Annotated in this window: 18 protein-coding genes and 8 pseudogenes; 8 read left to right on the top strand and 18 right to left on the bottom strand. The window is 37.2% G+C overall.

Annotated elements, in window-relative coordinates:
- From J7E67_RS14590 to J7E67_RS32545, 7 genes and pseudogenes are all read right to left on the bottom strand, one after another.
- Window positions 1–276 (bottom strand): MBL fold metallo-hydrolase, encoded by a 276-nt coding sequence (locus J7E67_RS14590; protein ID WP_214732190.1) that lies wholly within the window; start codon window positions 274–276, stop codon window positions 1–3.
- A 34-nt stretch (window positions 277–310) separates the two neighbouring features.
- Window positions 311–787: a hypothetical protein gene (locus J7E67_RS14585; RefSeq protein ID WP_214732189.1), complete on the bottom strand. Its 477-nt coding sequence runs from the start codon at window positions 785–787 to the stop codon at window positions 311–313.
- An 84-nt stretch (window positions 788–871) separates the two neighbouring features.
- Entirely contained in the window at window positions 872–1,780 is a 909-nt protein-coding gene (locus J7E67_RS14580) for a DMT family transporter (RefSeq protein WP_214732188.1), read from the bottom strand.
- 813 nt (window positions 1,781–2,593) lie between these two features.
- Window positions 2,594–3,170, bottom strand: a pseudogene (locus J7E67_RS14575) (recombinase family protein).
- Window positions 3,171–3,704: 534 nt separating this feature from the next.
- A pseudogene (locus J7E67_RS31315) lies at window positions 3,705–4,063 on the bottom strand (IS110 family transposase); the annotation flags it as partial.
- A 15-nt stretch (window positions 4,064–4,078) separates the two neighbouring features.
- Window positions 4,079–4,222, bottom strand: a pseudogene (locus tag J7E67_RS32315) (RHS repeat domain-containing protein); the annotation flags it as partial.
- 943 nt (window positions 4,223–5,165) lie between these two features.
- Window positions 5,166–5,615 (bottom strand): zincin-like metallopeptidase domain-containing protein, encoded by a 450-nt coding sequence (locus J7E67_RS32545; protein WP_214732186.1) that lies wholly within the window; start codon window positions 5,613–5,615, stop codon window positions 5,166–5,168.
- A 13-nt stretch (window positions 5,616–5,628) separates the two neighbouring features.
- Between J7E67_RS32545 and J7E67_RS14555 the strand changes: the two genes are divergently transcribed.
- Entirely contained in the window at window positions 5,629–6,354 is a 726-nt protein-coding gene (locus J7E67_RS14555; protein WP_251026780.1) for an MFS transporter, read from the top strand.
- 132 nt (window positions 6,355–6,486) lie between these two features.
- On the opposite strand, the gene J7E67_RS14550 is transcribed toward J7E67_RS14555, so the two are convergent.
- The 3 genes from J7E67_RS14550 to J7E67_RS14540 are packed head-to-tail and all read right to left on the bottom strand — an operon-like array spanning window position 6,487 to window position 10,141.
- Window positions 6,487–7,551: a Ger(x)C family spore germination protein gene (locus J7E67_RS14550; RefSeq protein ID WP_214732184.1), complete on the bottom strand. Its 1,065-nt coding sequence runs from the start codon at window positions 7,549–7,551 to the stop codon at window positions 6,487–6,489.
- Window positions 7,548–8,636 (bottom strand): GerAB/ArcD/ProY family transporter, encoded by a 1,089-nt coding sequence (locus tag J7E67_RS14545; protein ID WP_214732183.1) that lies wholly within the window; start codon window positions 8,634–8,636, stop codon window positions 7,548–7,550. Before J7E67_RS14545 ends, J7E67_RS14550 begins: the two co-directional genes overlap by 4 nt.
- Before the next feature lie 17 nt (window positions 8,637–8,653).
- Complete coding sequence (locus tag J7E67_RS14540; RefSeq protein WP_214717125.1) at window positions 8,654–10,141, bottom strand: spore germination protein; 1,488 nt, start codon at window positions 10,139–10,141, stop codon at window positions 8,654–8,656.
- A gap of 288 nt (window positions 10,142–10,429) precedes the next feature.
- On the opposite strand from J7E67_RS14540, the pseudogene J7E67_RS14535 reads away from it, so the two are divergent.
- Window positions 10,430–10,615, top strand: a pseudogene (locus tag J7E67_RS14535) (multidrug ABC transporter permease); the annotation flags it as partial.
- Between the two features lie 22 nt (window positions 10,616–10,637).
- Window positions 10,638–11,059 (top strand): annotated as a pseudogene (locus tag J7E67_RS14530) (response regulator transcription factor); the annotation flags it as partial.
- Here J7E67_RS14530 and J7E67_RS31310 read toward each other — a convergent pair.
- Both J7E67_RS31310 and J7E67_RS31305 read right to left on the bottom strand, forming a co-directional pair.
- The gene (locus tag J7E67_RS31310) at window positions 11,045–11,224 is read right to left on the bottom strand and encodes a hypothetical protein (protein ID WP_308161413.1); all 180 of its coding nucleotides are present in this window, start codon (window positions 11,222–11,224) and stop codon (window positions 11,045–11,047) included. The pseudogene J7E67_RS14530 and the gene J7E67_RS31310 sit on opposite strands and share 15 nt — an antisense overlap.
- Window positions 11,221–11,442 carry a hypothetical protein gene (locus J7E67_RS31305; RefSeq protein ID WP_251026788.1) on the bottom strand — a complete coding sequence of 74 codons (222 nt, stop codon included), beginning with the start codon at window positions 11,440–11,442 and terminating at the stop codon, window positions 11,221–11,223. Before J7E67_RS31305 ends, J7E67_RS31310 begins: the two co-directional genes overlap by 4 nt.
- An 831-nt stretch (window positions 11,443–12,273) precedes the next feature.
- On the opposite strand from J7E67_RS31305, the pseudogene J7E67_RS14520 reads away from it, so the two are divergent.
- The 4 genes and pseudogenes from J7E67_RS14520 to J7E67_RS14505 all read left to right on the top strand — a co-directional run bounded on the left by J7E67_RS14520 (window position 12,274) and on the right by J7E67_RS14505 (window position 15,469).
- Window positions 12,274–13,541: pseudogene (locus J7E67_RS14520) on the top strand (spore germination protein).
- Window positions 13,542–13,558: 17 nt separating this feature from the next.
- Entirely contained in the window at window positions 13,559–14,650 is a 1,092-nt protein-coding gene (locus J7E67_RS14515) for a GerAB/ArcD/ProY family transporter (RefSeq protein ID WP_214732182.1), read from the top strand.
- A 213-nt stretch (window positions 14,651–14,863) separates the two neighbouring features.
- Window positions 14,864–15,025 (top strand): annotated as a pseudogene (locus tag J7E67_RS14510) (Ger(x)C family spore germination protein); the annotation flags it as partial.
- Window positions 15,026–15,121: 96 nt separating this feature from the next.
- The gene (locus J7E67_RS14505; RefSeq protein WP_214732180.1) at window positions 15,122–15,469 is read left to right on the top strand and encodes a Ger(x)C family spore germination protein; all 348 of its coding nucleotides are present in this window, start codon (window positions 15,122–15,124) and stop codon (window positions 15,467–15,469) included.
- A 152-nt stretch (window positions 15,470–15,621) separates the two neighbouring features.
- On the opposite strand, the gene sinI is transcribed toward J7E67_RS14505, so the two are convergent.
- Window positions 15,622–15,723 (bottom strand): DNA-binding anti-repressor SinI, encoded by a 102-nt coding sequence (gene sinI / locus J7E67_RS14500; RefSeq protein WP_214717487.1) that lies wholly within the window; start codon window positions 15,721–15,723, stop codon window positions 15,622–15,624.
- 181 nt (window positions 15,724–15,904) lie between these two features.
- Complete coding sequence (locus J7E67_RS14495) at window positions 15,905–16,819, bottom strand: tyrosine-type recombinase/integrase (RefSeq protein ID WP_214717484.1); 915 nt, start codon at window positions 16,817–16,819, stop codon at window positions 15,905–15,907.
- 551 nt (window positions 16,820–17,370) lie between these two features.
- Between J7E67_RS14495 and J7E67_RS14490 the strand changes: the two genes are divergently transcribed.
- Window positions 17,371–17,967 carry a right-handed parallel beta-helix repeat-containing protein gene (locus tag J7E67_RS14490; protein WP_214717483.1) on the top strand — a complete coding sequence of 199 codons (597 nt, stop codon included), beginning with the start codon at window positions 17,371–17,373 and terminating at the stop codon, window positions 17,965–17,967.
- On the opposite strand, the pseudogene J7E67_RS32540 reads toward J7E67_RS14490, so the two are convergent.
- From J7E67_RS32540 to J7E67_RS14475, 4 genes and pseudogenes are all read right to left on the bottom strand, one after another.
- Window positions 17,916–18,027 (bottom strand): annotated as a pseudogene (locus tag J7E67_RS32540) (IMEF encapsulin system ferritin-like cargo protein); the annotation flags it as partial. The gene J7E67_RS14490 and the pseudogene J7E67_RS32540 sit on opposite strands and share 52 nt — an antisense overlap.
- Before the next feature lie 304 nt (window positions 18,028–18,331).
- Window positions 18,332–19,579, bottom strand: a complete 1,248-nt coding sequence (locus tag J7E67_RS14485) for a type III PLP-dependent enzyme (RefSeq protein ID WP_214717482.1) — start codon at window positions 19,577–19,579, stop codon at window positions 18,332–18,334.
- Window positions 19,580–19,600: 21 nt separating this feature from the next.
- Window positions 19,601–20,824: an MFS transporter gene (locus J7E67_RS14480; protein ID WP_214732179.1), complete on the bottom strand. Its 1,224-nt coding sequence runs from the start codon at window positions 20,822–20,824 to the stop codon at window positions 19,601–19,603.
- Window positions 20,812–22,035, bottom strand: a 1,224-nt coding sequence (locus J7E67_RS14475; protein ID WP_285291929.1) for an IucA/IucC family protein, incomplete at its 5' end; no start/stop codon positions are given. The genes J7E67_RS14475 and J7E67_RS14480, both read right to left, overlap by 13 nt.

Below are 22,035 nucleotides of genomic sequence, written 5' to 3'. Positions count from 1 at the left end.
TTACTGTATCAATATCTCAGGCTTTAATCCCACTTCTTTGAGAACGACTGAAGGGCTTTGCCAATCGACTACGTTAAATTTCTCTCCAAGAACCTTTCCATAATCTTTATGGTTATATCCCACGTCGACCATAATATTATGACCGTTTCCCTTTATAACCACATAACTATAAGGTAGTTTTACATAACCTTCATTGTGCGCTCCATAAACAACTCCACTTTTATGATAATTTACTACACGAGAGTACTCTAATACCCAGATAGAATAATTTTTCATTTTAATATAAACTCCTTTAGTATATATTTTGAATTTAATGTGCACCACAGAAACAGCTTGTTTCCAGAGATATCATTCCTAATCCCATTGAGAATGAGGACGATTTTTTTAAATAGGAATTTGCAACAACTAACAAACGTTGAATGTCCTCTAATTGACGGTCATTCATAAAATAGATGTCTTCTATTAAAGACTGTCGATTAAAAATACTTTGAAGGGCTTGAACACTTTGGATCAAATGATCGAAGTGTATTTTTAGACCATTAGGAACAGCCAAATCTTTAATTCTATTACTAGTTTGAATTAATGTCTCATTAGCTGAAGATAAGGTTCTACTTACATCTTGTTTAACACCTAATTGCATAAGAAGTAAGCTACCACTTAATGCTTGAATCACACGTTTAATATCACTAAAATCCTGTTGAAGAGAAGCAAAATAGATGGCTGATTTCTCTTTATCAATCAGTCGAATAAATTTATGGTTAATATCTAAAGATTGGCCGGAAACCATCTTTTGATAGAGAGTTTCAACTTCGTTTTACATTTTCATGATTTCACCTCCTTTCAAAGAATTCACTTTCATATTTTCTTTAAGTTATATTTCGTGGGTATGTCCAAAAGAGTCTCTTGAAGATGTCACACGAAAATTCCCGGAAATATACAGCCCCAAAAGTACTACCACTGTCCCAATAACTGCATAAACAGTAATTGCTTCTCCTAAAAATATTGCAGCCAAAATATAACCAGCGACAGGATTAAGCATTAACCAATTGTTTGCTTTAATAGCATCTTTTTTTAATAGATAAAACCAAAGGTTTACATTGAAAATAGAAAGAGCAAAAACGGACCAAAGTAAATAGCCTATAAAGTGAAAATCGATTGTAATAGACTCACCCGACTCTAAAATAAGCGTTGGGATAAGTAGGATTCCTCCCCCAATAATTACTTGCCATGTGTTCACGACTATGGTAGGTAGCTGTAAATCAACTTTCTTGTAAATTAGACTTCCAACAGCCATTGCTATCATTGCAAAAACAAGTAATAAAATCCCGCTTATGGACGAATGGCTTCCCGATAATGATGGATAGGTAGCAACAAATAAACCTATAAATGATACAACCATCCCTCCCCATTCTCTAAGTCGAATAGTTTGCTTCATAAATATCAGAGCAAGCACGGCAAAAAGAAATGGATTTATAGGTATAAATAAATTGAATATTCCTGAAGAAACAGTTTTAAGAGCCAGTAAACCGAATCCTAAAAAGATGGAAGTGTTTAATAAACCTAACCAGAATAAAACCTTAAATTCTTTTCTATTTGGTAACGGATATTTGCCTTTATGAAACACATATAGATAGAAAAGTAATAAAATTCCTGCAATGATAAATCGAATAGTTGATAGTGTTAATGGTGGAGCTGAGTGAATGCCAAATTTCATTACTACAGCACCTGAAGCGTATAAAACTGTAAACAGTATTCCTATAAGCAATTCTTTGATGTTCATTAAATCGCTCTCTCCCTCCCAGTCATGAATAAAATCTAAATACAAATCGTTATATAGTTAAATAACGATGTGATGCTATAAAAAAATATACATTTCGTCACATAGAAAATTGACGATGTATTAGTTTGGAAAAAGTAACTATATCGTCGAAAAGCAATATGGTATCTTAAACTATGAACATTGTTAACTAATTTTAGATTAAAACTATTCTTATTAGTGTATTCCTCTATACTCCTTCCTCCTTCTAAACGACTCAAATTTGTAAAAACCGACTTATGGATTCATAACAACAAATCGTCATTTCGTTCATTAACGATATGATAACTTGTACTTTACATGATGTCAATCCTTTTTATTTATTCTCCTTATTCAACTATACTGAAATTTTTTGATTCCGAAGTTGTGGAAAAAGGAGCATCTCTCCTTTCCATCTCGTTAAGGTATCGAGATTTCACCCTGATATTTGTATTACACTAGGCATATTTCAATTATGTATTAGGGCCTTGTTCGTGATAGGGTAGCCCCCCTGTTCAATAAGAAAGACCGCTCTATACTTTAGAAACGGTCAATCATTCGTATTGCAATCGTTCGTCATAGCTGTCATGGTGGTGATGGCAGACGAGTATTTTACTATGGCGACTTCTTGAAATACTGCTACTATTACTATTACTGCTTCCATCATCATTAACCATGTCGGAAGAATATCCTTTGGACTAGGCACATTATGATATTACATTGGGGCCATGTTCGTGATAGGGTGGCCCTCATAACATGAACTTTAGCAACTATACACGGAATAAAAAATTCAACCGTCTATAGGTTCGCCTGTTGCTCCTCGTATTCTCTTACCAACTTATAAAACGTTGTTCGCTTAAGATCCGCTATTTTCATGGCTTCTGTTGCAGTGATTCGCTCTGCCTTCCATTCTTTATATACTGTTATGAATGCATTTGTTAATTCCGCTTTTGGTCTGCCAAATTTTATTCCATTCTGTTGGGCAACGTCTATCCCCTCTCGTTGACGTTTTTTGATCCGCTCTCTTTCCTCTTCCGCTAACCATGATAGAATCTGTAATACCAAATCGGAGATAAACGTTCCAAGGCTGTCCTGGTACTTTGTAGTGTCTAGTAATGGCATATCAAGAACCACAATATCCACTTTTAGTTTTTTTGTAATATCTGTCCATTCGTTTAAGATTTCTTCCTTGTTACGTCCAAAACGATCTAACGAGTGAATATATAGAACGTCTCCCGCTCGTAAATGGTGTTTAAGCGATTGATACTGTTCCCGATTGAAATCCTCCGCTTTGTTTATCGATAAATATGTCTCTGTTACTTATACCGACCTCTTTCATAGATTGCAGCTGACGTGCTTCGTTATTCGGATACATTCGTGTTAGCAGTCGAGATCAGAATACGAATATTCGCAAAATGCATCAGATACTTTTGCGAACATGATGAAAAACGGTAGAATGCGAGTTTTAGGGAAATCCTTGAAGTGTTCGTAATTGTACACTTTTTTGAACGGATTTTCGCCTAATTAATGTGTTAGTTTAATTGTTAATTGAAGTTACTTTTAATCATTCAACCGAACTTATGGTCAAAAAAACTTTCTCTTCTATTATATATAATGTTCTAATACGCATTAGCCAAAAGGTCTTGATTAGCAACGGATTGAATATTTTTACAATATATGGAATAAAATAATAAATAAGAGCAAGGTTGGCCCTCCACATACATTGAGATTTCATCAATGCCTTGCTCCTTTATTTTTAGCTACAAGGCTAATGCCCAAGAATTACTTGCTATTTTCCATAGAATAGATTGTTATATATTAATTGCCAACCAGTTGTGAATTTTGAAGGCATCAAAAGTGCCTTTATTTTTTTACAATTGTAAAAACCCATAGTTTGAAGGCAACCAGTTTTAGGATGATTAAACCTCTCGATCTCACCAATTCCAGGGATCGATTGGATAATCTTATTTTCTTCTATTTCTCCTTCCAAAGCATCTATTCGCTCATCCAACTTGGATAGATGCTCTTGGTATTGGAGAAACATTTGAATATACATCTCTAAGCTAATCAAATGGCTATGATATAGTGTACTCTTAAATGGGTTACGCTTAGCTGCCTCCATCAACTTCTTTGCTCTTCTCTTTCCTAACGCTCTGAACGACTTGTACATAAGCTCGAAATCTTATCTGCTAATTTAGATTCCCCTACCTTCAACACAGTTTCAGATGTGTTATTTTCCAAAAGTGTATTTAATGAAGTTATCGGATGGCTGATACTAGTTACACGGTCTAACGTATCATAGCTAACCGCTGTTTTGACACTTCGAGCATCTGTGATGCCTGTAATTTTATGATCGCTATCATAAGAAAAGGTAGTTATTTTCCCTTCAGGGGCGGTTACTTTTAGCAGATTCCCTGACGCATCATATTCGTAAGCTGTTACCCTTCCTCCGGGACTTTAATTTCCGAATGCCTCAACAGCTAGTTTCTCTCCTGATTTCACCGATTAAGGCTTGTTTATACTCTCCTGGAAACAGTAAGTTTTTTAAATAATCGGTTAATATTAAAAATTTTTCCTCAAAAACTACGCATAATCAAAATTTGTTATAATACAATTATCTTATAACGTTTGTTATATATAACAGTATAAAATGAGATGAAAAGGAGATGATTATTATGAAGGACGACACAAAAACCCCGTCACAACAAGAGGAAAATATTGAAGAAGAATATTCTACTATTCTAGAAATGATTAATGAGTATTATAGTATTTGTAGTAAATAAAAAGAAGGCTTAATAGCATGATCCATTTTCTATTTTTATAAACCTCGCTTGATTAAAGAGAAGTCGAGCATAATTAGACAAGCGATTCATCGTTATTTTTTTGATTTATCAAAAGATTAATTATTGTTACAAAAAGGAAGGCTGATTTCCAGAAAAGAGAAATCAGCCTTGAAAGTTACAAAATAACCAGGAAATACTGTTAGCTCCTCAAAATAAATAACCTTTACATTTTTCTCTTTAGTTAATTCCGTTAATTCCGCCAATTTCCCTAATGGGCTTGATCACAGGGTTGCTGCTCTAATCCGTCACATAAGTCTTAACAGGGATATCGCCCGCAAAACGCGAATTTTGTACACTAAGCAAATACTCCACCCAAAAAAGCCGATTTCCTGTACGTAAAAGGAATCGACTTTTTATTTGTCTTATTCAATTAAAGCGCCCGATTGTTGAATAAGCTACTGCATATTCTCTTCGTAGTGCGCAGCAAACATAGTCAACCAAACAGCCACAACCACCCATAAGGTCATCTCCTTTTTATCAAGTATTTACATTGGTTTAACTAAGAAACTCTTCTCATTATAGTCTGTTTAACCATTTCCGCTACTAATTCCTCTTTCCTTCGAATACACTTCGTCCCCAAAAGCCACACCTTGTGTCGTGACGCCTGGGCGTGCTAAGCGACTTTGATGTCCGGTACTGTGAACGATTTCATGCAACAGGGTGCAATAGTATTCTTCCGGCACTTTATAATCTTTAAGTGGAGGGCAATTGATTCTATCCCATGTCGGATAATATACGGCTTTTCCAGAATGAAATGTGTAATCAGGACCATTCATATATCCCTTAATAATTTCCTCTGCCTTTTCAATGGGGTCATGATCAAAGGTTTCATTACTTCTTTTACTTTCTAAACCTGTACACTGTTTATTAATCTCCCAAATTCGATAATAAAAAGGTTTGGCAAAAGTCTTTTTTTCCCCTGTTTCTTTGAAAGGCGGTAATGTTGATGTAATTGGCTTATTTCTAGTAGGAGCCATTGCTGCAACCCTATTGTTATATATTACTGGTTTTAACTATATTTATCTTCTCGTGTTTATTGTCGCAATTGCCTTGTTCATAGTTTATATCAGCAAGGATTCCAAAGCTTTCATTGGCATTTCATTTTTCCAAAACAAGCGTTTTTTCTCTTTGTTAGCAATCGCTTTTGTTATTTACTCAGTGCAATTAGCGTATATTTTCTTGTTTCCGTTTCTCCTTGAAAAGCTTTATAATTTGAATCTTGATACCATTTCGTTATTACTAATCCTGGCTTATGTCTTAGCCGCCACTGTTGGGGCACTTTCTGGAAAAATTGCTAGAGTATTAGGAACCAGGCAATGTATCACTATTGCAATGGCTGGTATTACCACCAGTCTATTGGTAGGCGGATTTTTTATACAAAGTTCTGTGATTGTGTTCGTAATTTCCATGATTTTATTCTCTAGTTCGTTTGCGTTTATGTATGCTCCGATGATTGATTCATGCATTAGTACTATTGCGAAAGAAAACTCGGGAACAGCGGTCGGATTTTATAATTTGATTCTTAATGTAGCTGCTTCCATTGGTATAGCCTATACAGCAGCAATGATGGATCACTCATCAATGAGAGGAAATATCCTTGAATATCTAAATAATTCGGACGCTTCCTTATATAGTAATATTTTATTGGTTCTTTCACTCATTACTGTTTTCAGCGCATTCCTTTATTGGGTTTTAGTGGGGCGATTTTCCAAATAAATGTTTAAAATGTGATCTAAAACCTTATATTAAATGAAAAGGAGATCTTAAAACAAAGTGTCTCCTTTTCAGATTCAGCAGAGAATGGTATGAAGCAATATATTTTCTAAAATGGTTAAGTGAATATCAAAATTATTCTATGACCCCAGATTCCGTAATGGCTACATCTGCATGGACATTTACTTTTAGATTTTGATAGTCAGTTGCCCACTGTTTAAAATTGAATTGCCTAGTGTTGCTTTTTACAAAATGCCCATATCCTACTGGATCAATATTTTTTTCCTGAAACCCTTTTGTTAATTTTTTACATTCAACTTCAATTTTCTTTTGTAGTTTCTTTTCGATTTCTTTAATTTCCTTTGGTGTAGCACGGTTGCCGGAGTATTCATTTAAGATAGCTTTAATCTTAAGCTGCACATTTACTGTAACGGGATCTCTGGATGCAAGCCGCATTTTGTATTTTGAACGGATGCTTTCAATGGCTGCCAAATCTTTGCCCATGTTCACCTTTAAGGTTCCTTGACTATATTTGTCCACGAGCAGCTTGAAATAGAACATTTTCTCAGCTGGAATGGTTTCCACGACTTTTCCATACCGAAAAAAGCTGATTCCGCTTATTTCAATCTGATCCTTTCCAATTTTTCTTAACTGCGGGAGATAAGGTGTTTTCCCCAATTGATTAAAATCAAATAAAAAACGCTGAAGGTTTGTTTTGGGCACATCTTTTGTTTTCATATTATGGCGAATGAGATTGGATAAATAAACGGCATTTCCTCTTTTTCCAAACTGACCTTCAACAAAATCCTTTGCTTCACCCTCTGTTACAGCGAGGTAAAGGCCAGCACCAATGCTGGGATCCCGTTGAAACGAATCCATCAGTTCTAAAATTCCCTTTTTTCTCGCAAGCCGTTCACCAAAAAGGACTACTTTAAGACTTCCTGTCACGATCGGATCTGAAGATTGACGCTGCACATCTCTAAAAAAATCCCTGCTTAAGATAGAAGAGGCCGTAAAGGTTTTATTTTCAACGGCTTTATCTGGCAAATAGATAGGTACTAATGCCGTTCCGCGTATCTTATCACCAACATAATCATAAGCGCTTCCCGTTTCGAGATTAACATCATCTAAGATCTCCTTTTGTACACACCCTACAAGAACTGTGGTTAAAATTAGTAGGGATATCATGATACTTTTCATTTTTTCTTCACCTTCTTCACAATAAGAATCAGAAAAAAGAGTAATGGGATGTACCCGTAGTTAATCAAAAAAGCAATTTTTCCTGTATAGTCGATCAAGGTGTGAATTTGTTGCCGGGTCTTTAAAAAATTAATGGTGATTAACACGACCATTGCTAATATAAGGACACCATATTTTTGCTTCATGTTGGTCACCCTTTTTACAATGCGGCTGGCACACCATAGGGCAATACAGAAATTGGGGAGAATGATGATATTCCAATTGGCGATGCCAATGTATTCAAATCTCTCCACAAAAGGCATTTCCACTATTTTCCATATTGTTAACGTTGCCCAGACATTCTTTTGCAGCTGTCCCTCTGAAAAATAGGCAAAGGTTACAAAAGTAAGAAACGTATAAAGAAAAGTGGTAAAAAGGACACCCAGATGAGCCCATTTTTTTGATTTTTGTGGTTCTTTAATAAACGGGTAAATAAACAATAGTATCTCATAGCCGAGATAAGTAAGCGACATTTGATAAGATGCCATAACCAGATCCCTAATCGAGTGATCAAAGATTGGAAGTAAATTTCTTAAATCAGCATAAGGGATGGTAAAGAAAAAAGTGAATATTAGATAGGCTGGAAGAACAACTCCAAAGAATGCCACTCCTGTTACGGTTCTAAACCCTCCGAAAATAATATAGATAGCTAAACTACAAAAAGCCAAGGAATACCAAAAAGTACTCATATCCTGAAACATCCACACTTGTACGACCTCAATAAAGGTCCTAAGCACCGAGACACAGATAAGTAAAAAATATAACACAAATGGCAGAGATAGGAGTTTGCCCATTTTCTTTCCAAATACGAAAGTATGAGCTGATACAATATCCCCATTGGCTGTTTCAGCGATTTTGTAAATCATCCATAGAATGATATGGACGCTTAAACCAGCAATAACTACCGATATCCATGCATCATATCCTGCGGTCTGAGCGATAATGCGCTGATAGCCAAGGACACCTATGCCAAGCTGCATAGTGTGGACTAGAAAAAAAACTAAAAAAGGCGATATTTTTGCTTTTTCAGGCACTAATTGTTCCATATCCCAACACTCGCCTCCTATTCATCAATATCTCTTTTTTCCTTTTTTTCATTAAGAGAAAAACGAACAGGATTTTGTGTCCGTAAATCTTGTGGCCTTTTGGATTGTTTGCTGAACGGAAGCCTAATAAGCGAATCCTTCAAATCCATCATTCTAGGTGGATAGATTGGTTCTAAAAAAGGCCTGTTAAGGGAAGTAAGCCTTATTACGTGTGTCATTAACAGACAAAAACAAAAAACGATTCCAAGCAGCCCCCACAATTCTGCAAAAAACAAGAAAGGAAAGCGCAGTAACCGAATGGCGTTGCCCATTTTATAAACAGGTGTCGTAAAAGATGCTAATGCTGCCAGCGCCACGATGATTAGGAGGACGTTACTTGTCAGTCCGGCTTCAACAGAGGCCGTTCCGATAACGATACCGCCCACGATACCAATCGTCTGGCCAACCTTAGTAGGAAGACGCGCTCCCGCTTCCCGAAGCAGTTCAATCGTCAGTTCCAAAAAAAGTGCTTCCAGAATGGGCGGGAGCGGTATTTCCCGGCGGGAGGTAACCAAAGTGTTCATTAAATCCTTTGGTATCAGTTCGTAATGGTAGGATAAGGTCGCTACATATACAGGCGTTATTAAAATTGAAAAGGCAACGGCGAAAAGCCGGATCAGCCGGAAAAAAGAGGATAACATCCAATTTAAGAAATAATCCTCAAAGGAACTGAAGAATTCAACCAGTGTTGTTGGCGCAATCAATGCTTGCGGTGACCCATCAACAAGGATAGCAATTTTCCCTTCTGCCAGAATGGCTGTCACCCTGTCTGGACGCTCCGTATCCAGAAGTTGGGGAAAAGGGGAATTTTTATTATCAGATATGATTTGGACGATATAGGAACTATCCGTAATAGCATCAAATTCGATACCTTTTATCCGTTCCCTAATGGTTTTGACATTGGTGGGATCGGCAATGCCATCAATGTGCAAAACGGATATTTTCGTTTTAGAAAGAGAACCCACTGTAAAATCTTCAATAATAAGTTCTTTCACGGGGAGCCTTTTACGAATGAGGTTGATATTTTGCTCTACTGATTCGACAAAAGCTTCCTTCGGGCCGATTACACTAAATTCAACCTCCGGCGTTGTAATGCCGCGGACAAGCTCTTTTTGGGCGGCCAAAAACGCAAAGTTTTTTTTGTCTGAATCATGTGTTAATAGTACATATCCATTAAACAATTTCTGTTCGATTACGCTTGGATCGTTGCTAATTTGCACGTCAGCTATCGCGATAAGTTTCTTTACATCTTCGATTGTTTCGAAGGGTTTCTCTAGTAAATAAGGAAGGGCATTCTCCTGCAAAATGCTTTCGTCAATTAGCGTAGCAATAAAGGAAAAAGAAAACTGAGTGTTTGTTGGTTGATTGATATAATAAACCTGTTTAAAATCGTTTGAGCGTTTGAGATATTGTTCGAGTGATTCTTTTTCATCTGTTTGTCCCTGTTTTTTTGTAAACCAGCCCATTATCGTTTTCACCGCCGTATTCAGCATTGTATTTATTATTTCCAATGCTGGAAGGATTATGAATTACAATTAGTAGTCAGATGAAAACTCATTTTGAGCACTATGAACCTTTGTTGTTCATATTCAATTCATATATTCTTTGTATAATCATGTTTGTAATAAGGAATGGGATATGTTAATTACCGACAAAGATAGAAAGGATGTAAATTAATATGTCAGAAGTGAAGCAACAAAAAGGCTGGGGTCAATTTATTCAATTGGTGCTACGAACAAAACCATCAAAGCTTTTTAATGAAGGGAAGAACGACCCTCATTATCGCCCATCGTTTATCAACTGTCATTGATTCTGATCAAATTATCTTTTTCGAAAAAGGAAAAATTACCGGAAGTGGTACACACGAACAACTTCTACAAACTCACTCTTTGTATCGTGAATTTGCCGAGCAACAATTACGATTAATAGAACCTGCGTAATAACTCGGAAGGATGAGGATGAATGACGAAAATAATAATTGTCGATGATGACTGCTATATTCGAGAACTTGTCCTCCTTTTTTTAAAAAAGGAGGGATTCGAGCTTTATGAGGCTTCTGATGGTATAAAGGCATTGCAATTGATGGAAAAAATAAAGGTAGATTTAGCAATCATTGATATTATGATGCCAAACATGGATGGCTAGGAATTATGTCGAGAGCTTCGGGAGTTCAGTGATATTCCGATCTTAATGTTAACCGCCAAATGAGAAACAGCGCAAAAGGTGAAGGGGTTTGATCTCGGGGCGGATGATTATCTTGTTAAACCATTTGACCCGATTGAGTTAGCCGCACGAGTAAAATATTAAAACGGTATAAAATAACCGTTTCACAAACAATCAATATTGATGAATTTAAGTTAAATCGGAAATCACATGAAATTTCTTTTAAAGGGTGGAATCACGGTATTCGTTGCTCCACTAATTACGGAAACGTCGTTGCTTACAGTATTTGCTACATAAATAAGGTTGGTAGATGTATTAACCCCTACTCCCAGTGGAATAGTCCCAACCGCAATAGTAGTAATCACGGTATTCGTTACTCCATTTATAACAGAAACATCATTACTACCAGCATTCGATACATAAATTTGATTGATAGATGTAGATCCTGTTGGCCCTGTTGGTCCTGTTGGCCCCGTTGGTCCTGTTGGTCCTGTTGGTCCTGTTGGTCCTGTAGCTCCTGTAGCTCCTGGTGGCCTGGCTTACCTTGCTTACCTGGTGGTCCTGGCTTACCTGGTGGTCCTGTTTGTTCTTTATGTTTAGGCATTAATAAATGCACCTCAATTTTTATGAATACAAATATATACCAATATATGAAAGATATTAGAATCAGCTTGTGCTTGTCCCCAAACTTAATAGGTTTATTTTAGTATGTTGATGTTCAGAGAAGAGGTTACGTAAAAAAAGTCTTTTGTTTAATAAGAGACTTTTTGTATTCTCTATACATGTACAGTTAACATATCCCCACCATCCCTACTATATCAACATTTCTATGGTGTTCCGAAAAAATGAAATATGCAGGATTTTATACATGCCCGTAACCGTGCGGGTTTTCGGGTTCCGCTTTTCTTCCGGATAGGACTGTCCCCTTCAACTACCGATTAATTGAGCTAGGCAGTCAATTTCAAATTTTTATTGTAGATAATATCCCTCATCAAATTGCTGAAGAATTTGTAGAGTATATATTTTATCATAACGATGATAAAGATGTTTAACTCTTCCATAATAATAGATTCAGATTTATCAAAAGCTACCCCATTTTAAAACCAAATAAAAGCCTTCACGCTGCAGTTTCAAAAACTCACTCATTTTTTGTATACCCCTTCTTAATTTCGCCTATTTTCTAAAAATAATTTTCAACATAATGTCAACTATGTTGCGTTTATTGGATATGAGGGCATGATATGCTTTTAGCAGCCAAACCTTTATTTACTCAATATACTAAAAAAACATCTACTGGAATCCAAACAGTATCTATTTCCATTCAAGTTTATATTTTTTTCAGCAGCATGATTCATAATTCTTCCAAAGGAGGAAACGATAAATAAAAAATGGTAGACGGTGGTGAGACGCCAAGAAGGGCTGGTTTGCAAAAAAACTGGGACAAAATGATGAAATAGAATCCCTGGAGCAATATCTTCACCGATCAAAGGATTATAAAAAGGTTTCTTTTATTAATCGTCAAACCAATAACAGTTTTTCTATTTCATTTATTATTTAATGGATATGGTCTGTAAACTCTTTAATCAGACAAAAAGAATTTTGGGTTTTTAGCTGCCTAAAAGGAACTTGCGGCATTACAACGCCTGAGGTTGAATTTAGCGTAATCGGTCCGAAGGAAGCTTTTGTCGAATCAATTGAGCAAAATGTAAAACTTATTTCCCAAAAGGCTTCCCGTTAAAGAACGATTGTTGAAGAATTAACCGTCGGCTCTCATTCCAAAACGAATGTGGTCATTATGCCATTGATGGCATTACCGATCCTGAGAATGTTCAAACCGTTAGAGAACGGATCAAAAGTGTTGAATTTATTGCCATTACAGATAGTTCCTACATAGTTCAATTAAGTATCGTATAATAAAAATTCCGCTTTTCCACAGCTTCTGGACACGGAGCGTCCGGACAGGGTCAAGGCCATTCTGACAGAAGGGAAAATAGCCATATTCGTTGATAGGTGTCCACAAGTCCTGATTACCCCAACAACTCTGGTTGAATTCTTCAGTTCTTTCGAGGATTATTTCCTAATTTGGATGTTATCCTCTTTTTTCCTGCTGATCCGTCTTTTTGCTGTAGCATTTTCTATTTTAATAACGCCAGTATATGTAGCTGCCTTATCATACCATTACGAACTCCTACCAAAGGATTTGATGAACACCTGAGTTACCTCCCGCCGGGAAATACCACTCCCTCCCATTTTGGCGGCGCTATTACTAAGAGAGGCAGGAGCACGGCTTCCTACCAAAGTCGGTTAGACAATTGATATCGTAATCGGAACAGCGTCCATTGAAGCAGGACTGACAAGTAATGTCCTCCTGATTTTTGTGGCCCTTGCTGCACTGGCCTCTTTTACAACGCCAGTTTATAAAATGGGCAACACCATTCGTTTAATACGCTTTCCATTTTTGTTTTTTGCCGAATTATGGGGCTGCTTGGAATCTTTTTTTGTTTTTTCTTAATGACAAACTTAATAAGACTTACTTCTCTTAACAGGCCTTTTTTAGAACCGATCTATCCATCAAAAATGACGGACCTTAAGGATTCTCTAATCAGGCTCCCATTTAACAAACAATACAAACGGACACAAACTTTAAGGACACAACATCCTGTTCGTTTTACTCCCAGTAAAAAAAGAGATATTGACGAATAGGAAGCGGAGGAAGGGCTATGGAACAACAATTAGTGCCTGAAAAAGTAAAAATATCGCCTTTTTTAGTTTTTTTTATAGTCCACACAATGCAGTTTGGCATAGGGGTCCTTGGCTTCCAGCGCGTAATCGCCCAAATCGCAGGATATGATGCATGGATAGCGGTTATTATTGCCGGTTTAAGCACCCATATTATTCTTTGGATGATGTACAAAATCGTAGAAACGGCAGATGGGGATATTATTTCAGCTCATATTTTCGTATTTGGAAAGAAAATGGGCAAACTCATGTCCCTGCCATTTGTTTTACATTTTTTGCTTGCAGCTATCATAACTCTAAGAACTTTTATTGAAGTCATTCAAGCTTGGATGTTTCAGGATCTTAGTACCTTTTGGTATTCATTGGCTTTTTGTGGTTTGGCTATTTATATTATTTTCGGAGGGCTTAGAACGGTAACAGGTGTGGCATTTTTCGGAGTCGTTCTTCCGGCATATCTAATATTCACTTTTTTATTTACCATACCCTATGCTGATACCAGAAATTTACTTCCAATCTTTGACCACTCGATAAAGGATCTGGTTATGGCATCTTATCAAATGTCCTTCACCTATTCTGGCTATGGGGTACTATTGTATCTTTATCCGTTTATCAAAGAACCGCAAAAATCAAAGAAATGGGCCCATCTGGGTGTTCTTTTAACCACTTTTCTCTATACACTTCTTACCATTGCAACCTTTGCCTATTTTTCAGAGGGACAGCTGCAAAAGAATATCTGGGCAACGTTGACAATGTGGAAAATAGTGGAAATGCCTTTTGTCGAGAGATTTGAATACATTGGCATCGCCAATTGGAATATCATCATTCTCCCCAATTTTTGTATTGCTCTTTGGTGTGCCAGCCGCATTGTAAAAAGGGTGATTAACCTGAAGCAAAAATATGGTGTCCTTTTATTATCAATGGTCATATTAATCACCATTAATATTTTAAAGACACGGCAGCAAATTAACACCCTGAGCGACTATATAGGGAAAATAGATTTTTTCTTGAATTATGGGTACGTTCCTTTACTCTTTTTTATGATATTGATTGTGAAAAAGGTGAAGAAAAAATGAAGAACATCATGATACCCGTTATCATCGTTTCCGTTGTTCTTGCTGGATGTGTACAAAAGAAGATCTTAGATGATGTCAATCTCGAAACGGGAAGTCCTTTGATTATGTTGGTGGTAAGATCCGCGGAACGGCGTTAGTACCGGTCTATTTGCCAGATAAAGCTGTGGAAAACAAAACCTTCACGGCCCTTCTACGCTAAGCAGTGACTTTTTAAGAGATGTGCAGCGCCAATCACCAGATCCACTCGTAACGGGAAGCCTTAAAGTGGTCCTTTTTGGTGAACAGCTTGCGAAAAAAAAGGGAATTTTAGAACTGATGGATTCGTTTCAACGGGATCCCATCATTGGTGCTGGCCTTTACCTCGCTGTAACATAGGGTGAATCAAAGAATATAATTGGAGGCAATTATTGAAAAATAGGAAATGCCGTATATTTAACCAATCTCATCCGCCATAATATGAAAACAAAAGATGTGCCAAAAACTAACCTGCAGCGTTTTTTATTTGATTTTAATCAATTAGGGAAAACACCTTATTTGCCACAGTTAAGAAAAATTGGGAAGGAGCAGATCGAAATAAGCGGAATCAGCTTTTTTCGGTATGGTCATGTTGTTGATACCATTCCTGCTGAGAAAATGTTCTATTTTAAGCTGCTCGTGGACAAATATAGTCAAGGAACCTTAAAAAGTGACCATGGGCAGGGAAATGGCAGCAGTGGAAAGTATCCGTTCAAAATACAAAATGCGGCTTACAGCCAGAGATCCTTTTACAGTAAATGTGCAGCTAAAGGTGAACGCGGTGTTAAAAGAATACTCCGGTAAACGTGTTACACCAAAGAATATTAAAGAAATAGAAAAAAAACTACAAGAGAATAACAATATATATACTCCTTACTGACCAAAAATGGGAATATAGACAGAGTAAGACAAAGCAGCAATGCATACCAGGTTATAAAAAAACATTAGATATTCAATTACCTTAAGCCTTTATCCCTTTTCTCTTTTTCCTCTTTCAAAAATTGCTTAAAATCCTCTTTCGTTATATTTGATTTCATTGCTTCTTTTACTAATTTAATCCACTCTTCAGGAAGTTGATTTTATTAGCATTTTCTTTTGTGGTCAGGTTGATCCTCCTTTTAACCCTATATTACTACAAGAAAGCTTTTTTATTAATAAACAGCTTATATAATAGAAGAAACACGTCAAAATACTCCCGAAATAACAAATACCATTTTACTTTTCTACTTTCTTAAAAAATTAAAATTTTGGTAAACCTTCCACCGCATCCGCCAGGTCACTATAGGAATCTCTTAGATACCTTGCTGTAGTTGAAATGTTGCTATGGCCGGCCAACCTCCGAACTTTTTCAATGTCATTATTCGTTGCTTTTAACATCCATTTACAAAATGTATGCCTAAACATATGGGGCGTTAATTTTTTCTTCGGCAAGCTATAACTTTCAATCATCGACTGGATCCCACGAACTGTAAATTTGGCTGACCTTTGGCTATAAAACACATAGGGCGACTCTTCTACATGACGTTTCTTGTTTGACATTTCTGCTCTAAAAATTAACCAGTCGTACAGTTCCTGCCACAAGGTATTGGACATGGGCACCGTCCGAAGCTTCCGACCTTTCCCCAATATCCGAATACGTCTTAACTCTAAGTCAAGATCGGTTAACTTTAAATTTGATAGTTCATCCACCCTCAAACCAACGTATGTCAATAAATAGATAATGGCTCGATCGCGGCGGTACTTTTCTTCTGGATCCACCCCTCTACTTTTTACCGGTGTCTTTCTCACCCGATGTAAAAGATCTTCAAATTCTTCTTCTGTGAGCCACATGATTTTTTCTTGATCTTCATCGGCAGATTTTAAATCAGGGATTCCCTCCATTGGATTATGCTGCAGCTTCCTACTTTTTTGCGCCCATGAATAAAAACTTCGTAAAGAATTTAATCGGCGATTAATCGTGGTAATCGCCAAAGGCTTTCCTTCATGTGGATTTAATAAACTATTAATCCACTTTCTTACATCCGTTGCCGTCACAAAATCATCAGGCTGAATATGTAATTCATCTAAAAATATATGTATATCATTCCGATAGGAAATAATGGTTTTTGGGGACTTATCCTGTTTTTCAAGACTAGCAATATATTCTTCTAGCATCCTTCTCACCTCTTAACTTATATGCTGAGTTTAACCACTTAAAATTCATACCAAATGGAGCCAAAAATAAACATTATATGATGAGTATAACATATGATTTTGGTAGTTTAAATGAATATAATGTATATTATATGATAAGTTAAAATAAAAATTATATCCCTTTCTAATAACTTACTTCTTGATTGGTTGTTCCTAAAAAAGGAAAAACGCGAACGTGCTCATCTGTGAACTCCTGCTTCGTTAGTAAGCGTTCCCCTCCACTTGTCTTAATGTTGTCTCTTGTATTCTCTTAGATTTTCCAAAAATTTAAATTACATCAGTATGCATGGGTCAGTGATTTACAATAGGAGGGAAGACTGGAGTTTAAAAAGAGGGATATTTACAAAATAAAAAACCATCTAGATTGGATGGCCATTTTGCCTACTGAGTCCTCGTGAATAAACCGGTCACTATTCTCGGTCCGCAAGCGAATGTAGATTCTCGTCCGAATTGTTTTACAACTCGGACGCCAGGAAATAACTACAGAAGCTATTGTTGATGGACTTAATAAAGTGTCTGTTATTTTTAGAATTCTGGCGGATGATGTAACGATAAATGGTTTGGAAATAAGAAATGGAAGAGGAGACTTAATTGAATTATTAGCCTCTGCACCGGTCAAACAACGTACGAGAATCCTGTACAATACTATCCATGATTCAAGTGGTGACGAAGGGGCTCAACTGCGTAATGTTTCAAACGGTTTAATCAGTTTCAACCATGTTTTCAATACAGCCGGAGATGGAATTAATTTTTGTTGTGGAATAACGAATAGTACCATTAGCTTTAATGAAGCGCATGACAGTCGTTCAATAGATGCAGGGATTTATGTATTCGAGTCAACCAATATGATAATTGAACATAACCTTGTCTATAACGTTACTGTTAACGACGGGATTAAGCTGGGTAGAGATGATGGTTTTGATGCAGGCCGCACTGGAGGAGTCATCCTCGATAATATTGTTGTATTACTACCCAAGTTGGCAACATGCCATAGAAGAAAGTTGGTAGGGGTAAAATCTTTCTCTTCTTTTTCTTGTTCAAATTTGCTAATCAGGGGGATCAGTTCAGCTAAACGTGATAACCACTGTTCTTCCTCTTCTGTAATATGATGATAATAGGCGTTCATGTTCATCATTGGAATGTTGAATGACCGGATCAAGATCAAGCATATTGATAAATTTCTCGATAGCTTCCCTGGTTGTGGTAAAAATACGGAAAAATGTGTTTAGTTCCTCCTTCACTCCCTGGACCTCCTAGTATTTCAAACTAATCGTCATTATTGCCCTGATATTCATTTTCCAGTCTTTTTTTACCATATTATAAATAAAATGTATTTTAATTAAGTTCGCTGCCACTTATGTATTAAGAATAAAAAAACCCAACAAAGAATTTTTAAAGTATCCCTTATTGGGTATAGTCATCATTCTTTCTTCAATTTTAAAGGCCCTCTCGATGTGTTACTTCATAGATTATTCAAGAGAATATATAAAATTCGTCTCTTTGTTCTTCCATTCTTGTATCAGAACTAATAATAGAGTTAGATTCTATGTAAAGATGCTCTGGGTGTGGATGGCTAAGAAAATCATGATGAGAAATAGCCCACCCATACGCTCCCGTATAACTGAAAAGAATAATATCTCCAACCCGTACTTTTGTAACTAGTATATCCCTTGCAAGTACGTCATTAGGAGTACACAACTCCCCAGTTACTGTAATCACAGCCCCGTTTACTTCAGGACGTTTGAAAGGATATGACCATTTTTCTACTGGTACGATTGTAAAAGGATGACTATGCTTCCAAGCTGCCGGAAGTCTAAAATGATGGCTTCCCCCGCGAACCACACAAAAATATTTACCATGATTTTGTTTAATATCTAATACCTCAGCTGCATAATAGCCGCACGAAGAAGTAATATAACGACCACTTTCAAACAATACCTTCCAATTGGAATGGTTGTGCTTTTCTAACACTTTTTCTAAACACTCCATAAAGTCAACCCAATTAAACTGATTTTCAATATTCTGGTAGTTAATTCCGAAACCGCCTCCTACATTTATATAGGAAATGTCTATATTCCACTGTATTCTCCATGTATTTGCCATTTCGAAACAATGGTCGACGAAGTCCGCATGGGTTTTGGAATCAACATTATTGGACATCGCATGAAAATGAAAACCGACGAGTTTTACATTTTGCAAACTTTTTGCTAAAGCAATCGCATTGGGTATTTCTACTTCATCAATTCCAAATTGTGTCGGTACACCTGCCATTTTTAGCTGTGCGTTTGGAACCGAATGACGCAGGTTGACTCGAAGTAAAATGTTTACGGTTGTTTCGTTTTGACTGGCAATGTGATTGACCAACTGTAATTCATGGATACTTTCTATATGAAGCAAGGAGACTCTATGATGAATAGCCCCTTCAATCTCTTCATGTGTTTTTCCAGGACCGCCGAATAAGATGGGGATTTTTTTATCTATAGCCCGAACTTTCTCAATCTCCCCTAGGGAAGCTACTTCAAACCCATGAACAATTGGAGCTAACGTTTTAAGAAGAGTCGAATCTGAGTTAGCTTTTATCGCATAAAATAATCGGCATGTCCGAGGAAGAGTCGTCATCAAGTCATTTACATGATGATGCAGTTTTGATAAATCATAAATATAAGCACAAAAAGGCTTCCCCCGTTCCATCTTGAGGGTCTGAACGATCTTTTCCATCATTTTTCTACACTCCTATAATAATTACAAATTCCAGATTTGTCGTCTTCTGGCTACAATAAGCAAGGTTATTCCTATACAGCCTGCTCCCATCACAATACCTGCCCATAAAGTACCTGCCCATGACGCAATCGCTCCTATGAGTATCGCTCCTAATGGAATAAACCCTCTATCCATTAAGGCAATACTCAAAATCCTTCCCCTAAGTTGATTAGGAACATGCATTTGTAAAGCAATGCGGCTCATCGTCCGGTAAGTCTGACTTGTTAACCCCGCAAGGAACATAGCTGTTGCTGCTATAAACACGTTTGTAGTTCCTATGAATAAAAGCAAAGAGAATCCAAATCCCATAATTGAATAAATCAACCACTTTCCTTCACCTTTAATAGCTTTACCAAGCGAAAGCCAGGTTGTGCCAACTAAAGCACCGATAGATGAAACAGATAGAAGCATCCCAAACCCTTTAGGTCCAAGCTGTAATAAATCTCGGGCAAATAACGGCATCATTGTTGTATAAGGAAATCCAAATATCATCGGTACAATCGCTAAAATGAGTAAAGATTGTACTGATGGTTGGCTCTTCACATAATCCGCTGCCTCGCGAAGCGTTGTCTTCTCTTTACCCTTTTTATCAGAGTTTGGAAAAGAATGAGAACGAATCATAAGCAATGAGAATAGTACACCTAACGTACCCCATGCATTAATATAAAATAAATTGGCCATATCGGTAACTGTAAGCAGAGCGCCTGCAATCGCCGGTCCCATTATACGAGACAGATGAATAACGGTTGTATTAATAGCAATTGCACTAGTCATTGAGCTTTGGGTTACAAGCTCCGGGACTAAGGCATTACGAATAGGCGGGTCCATAGCGGCAAGCATAGACCGTAAGGTGACAATGAACACAAAAGACCAAAAGGACTGTTTTGCCTCGACAAGATAGCCCAGGCAAAACGTTAACAACATCATTCCTATTTGAATCCATATTAATAATCTTCGTCGATCATAGCGATCAGCCAATATGCCTGCCGGCAAACTTAAGATAAAAGTGGGCACCAAACGGCAGGCATTCACCAATCCTAGATAAAGCGGAGAGTTTGTAAATTGTACTACCGCCCAGTTTAAGGCGACTAAATCCATCCAATCCCCTACTCGTGTCACCAGGCTTCCAGCCATAAAAATATTAAACGTTCTTGAGCGAAGAGCAAAGCGTGGAAGCTGATGATGCTGTACTTCTATTTGTGCCATGGTTCGTTACCTTCCTCCTTCCTAAATTTATAAAGAGGATTAGGAACGGTTGCATAGGAATATCCTTTCCCTTCAGATTCTAAACGCATTTTTGTAAGGGCCTTGTGATCGACTTCTGCTTGGTATAATGCTTCCCTGTCAATACGCGCGTCTTTGGCAAATTGGGGTAAGGATTCAAGTTGATCAAGAACTTTAGTGCAAATCCGATGAATCTCTTGCCACAACTCCCCTTCTCCAAGCCCAAAATGCTTGCAAACTTGCAGAATTAATTCACCGCACTGATTCTGAAATACAGTATAAAATACCTTGTTATGCATTTCCTTTAGACTATCCGTTATCGTTACAGAACCTGGATAAAATTGTACTTGGAACGGATGTTTCTGAAGTCTGTCCCTGTAAATTCTGGTTCCTCCCCAATCACGGAACAACATTCGAACTGGACGCCCCTCTTTAAAAACCATTACACTATTTTGTAAGTGACCTTCTAAACCAACTCCATACTTTACCATCAGAGTAAGGAAACCTGGAAGCGCGATTGAAACATACTCTGAGACAAATTGTAACGCTGCCTTACGAAGTATCGGTTCTTTTATTTCGTCTCTATACTTTTCAATCAATTCGATAAGAAGCGGCTTTTCTGTGATCGGTGATTGAGCAAATAATGAGCTGCAGACGATAGCGACTTCGTCCAATGCTACAAATGTTTCTATATTCTCACGTATCACGGCAGATAGATTTCGGCTCTTCAACTTATGAGGATCATCTTTACGCCCTGCTGTTTCTTTGATTTTGAAATTAAATCCTGCGCATTCACATACAGGTAAAAACTTTTCTGCCAGGTCTTGTTCCTGCTTCATAATAGAATGTATAAGCCGGGTGAATACCACAGCATTGTTTGTGGTATTGGCGGAGATGGAGCGGACTGTTGACGTCATCTGGCTGTTGACAGCTACTTTTATCGCATGTTTTGGCTCCTTTCCCTTCGTAAAAGGTACAACGGTTCTAAATGAAGATGTTGCCCCGCTTGGAATCCTTATGTTACGTATAGGAACCACGATCTGTTTCTTGATTTCTTGGTGGTAGATATCCGGTATTGCTTTGTCCAGTTGCCAAGGATGCACAGGTACTACCACATAATCATTGGTGCAGAGTCCTTGCTCCGTCAATTCCTGTTCCACTACTATTGCCAATTCAGGATACTCTTTAAAAAG

Source organism: Bacillus sp. ISL-46 (assembly GCF_018613205.1).
This window is presented reverse-complemented; position numbering and strand designations above follow the sequence as displayed.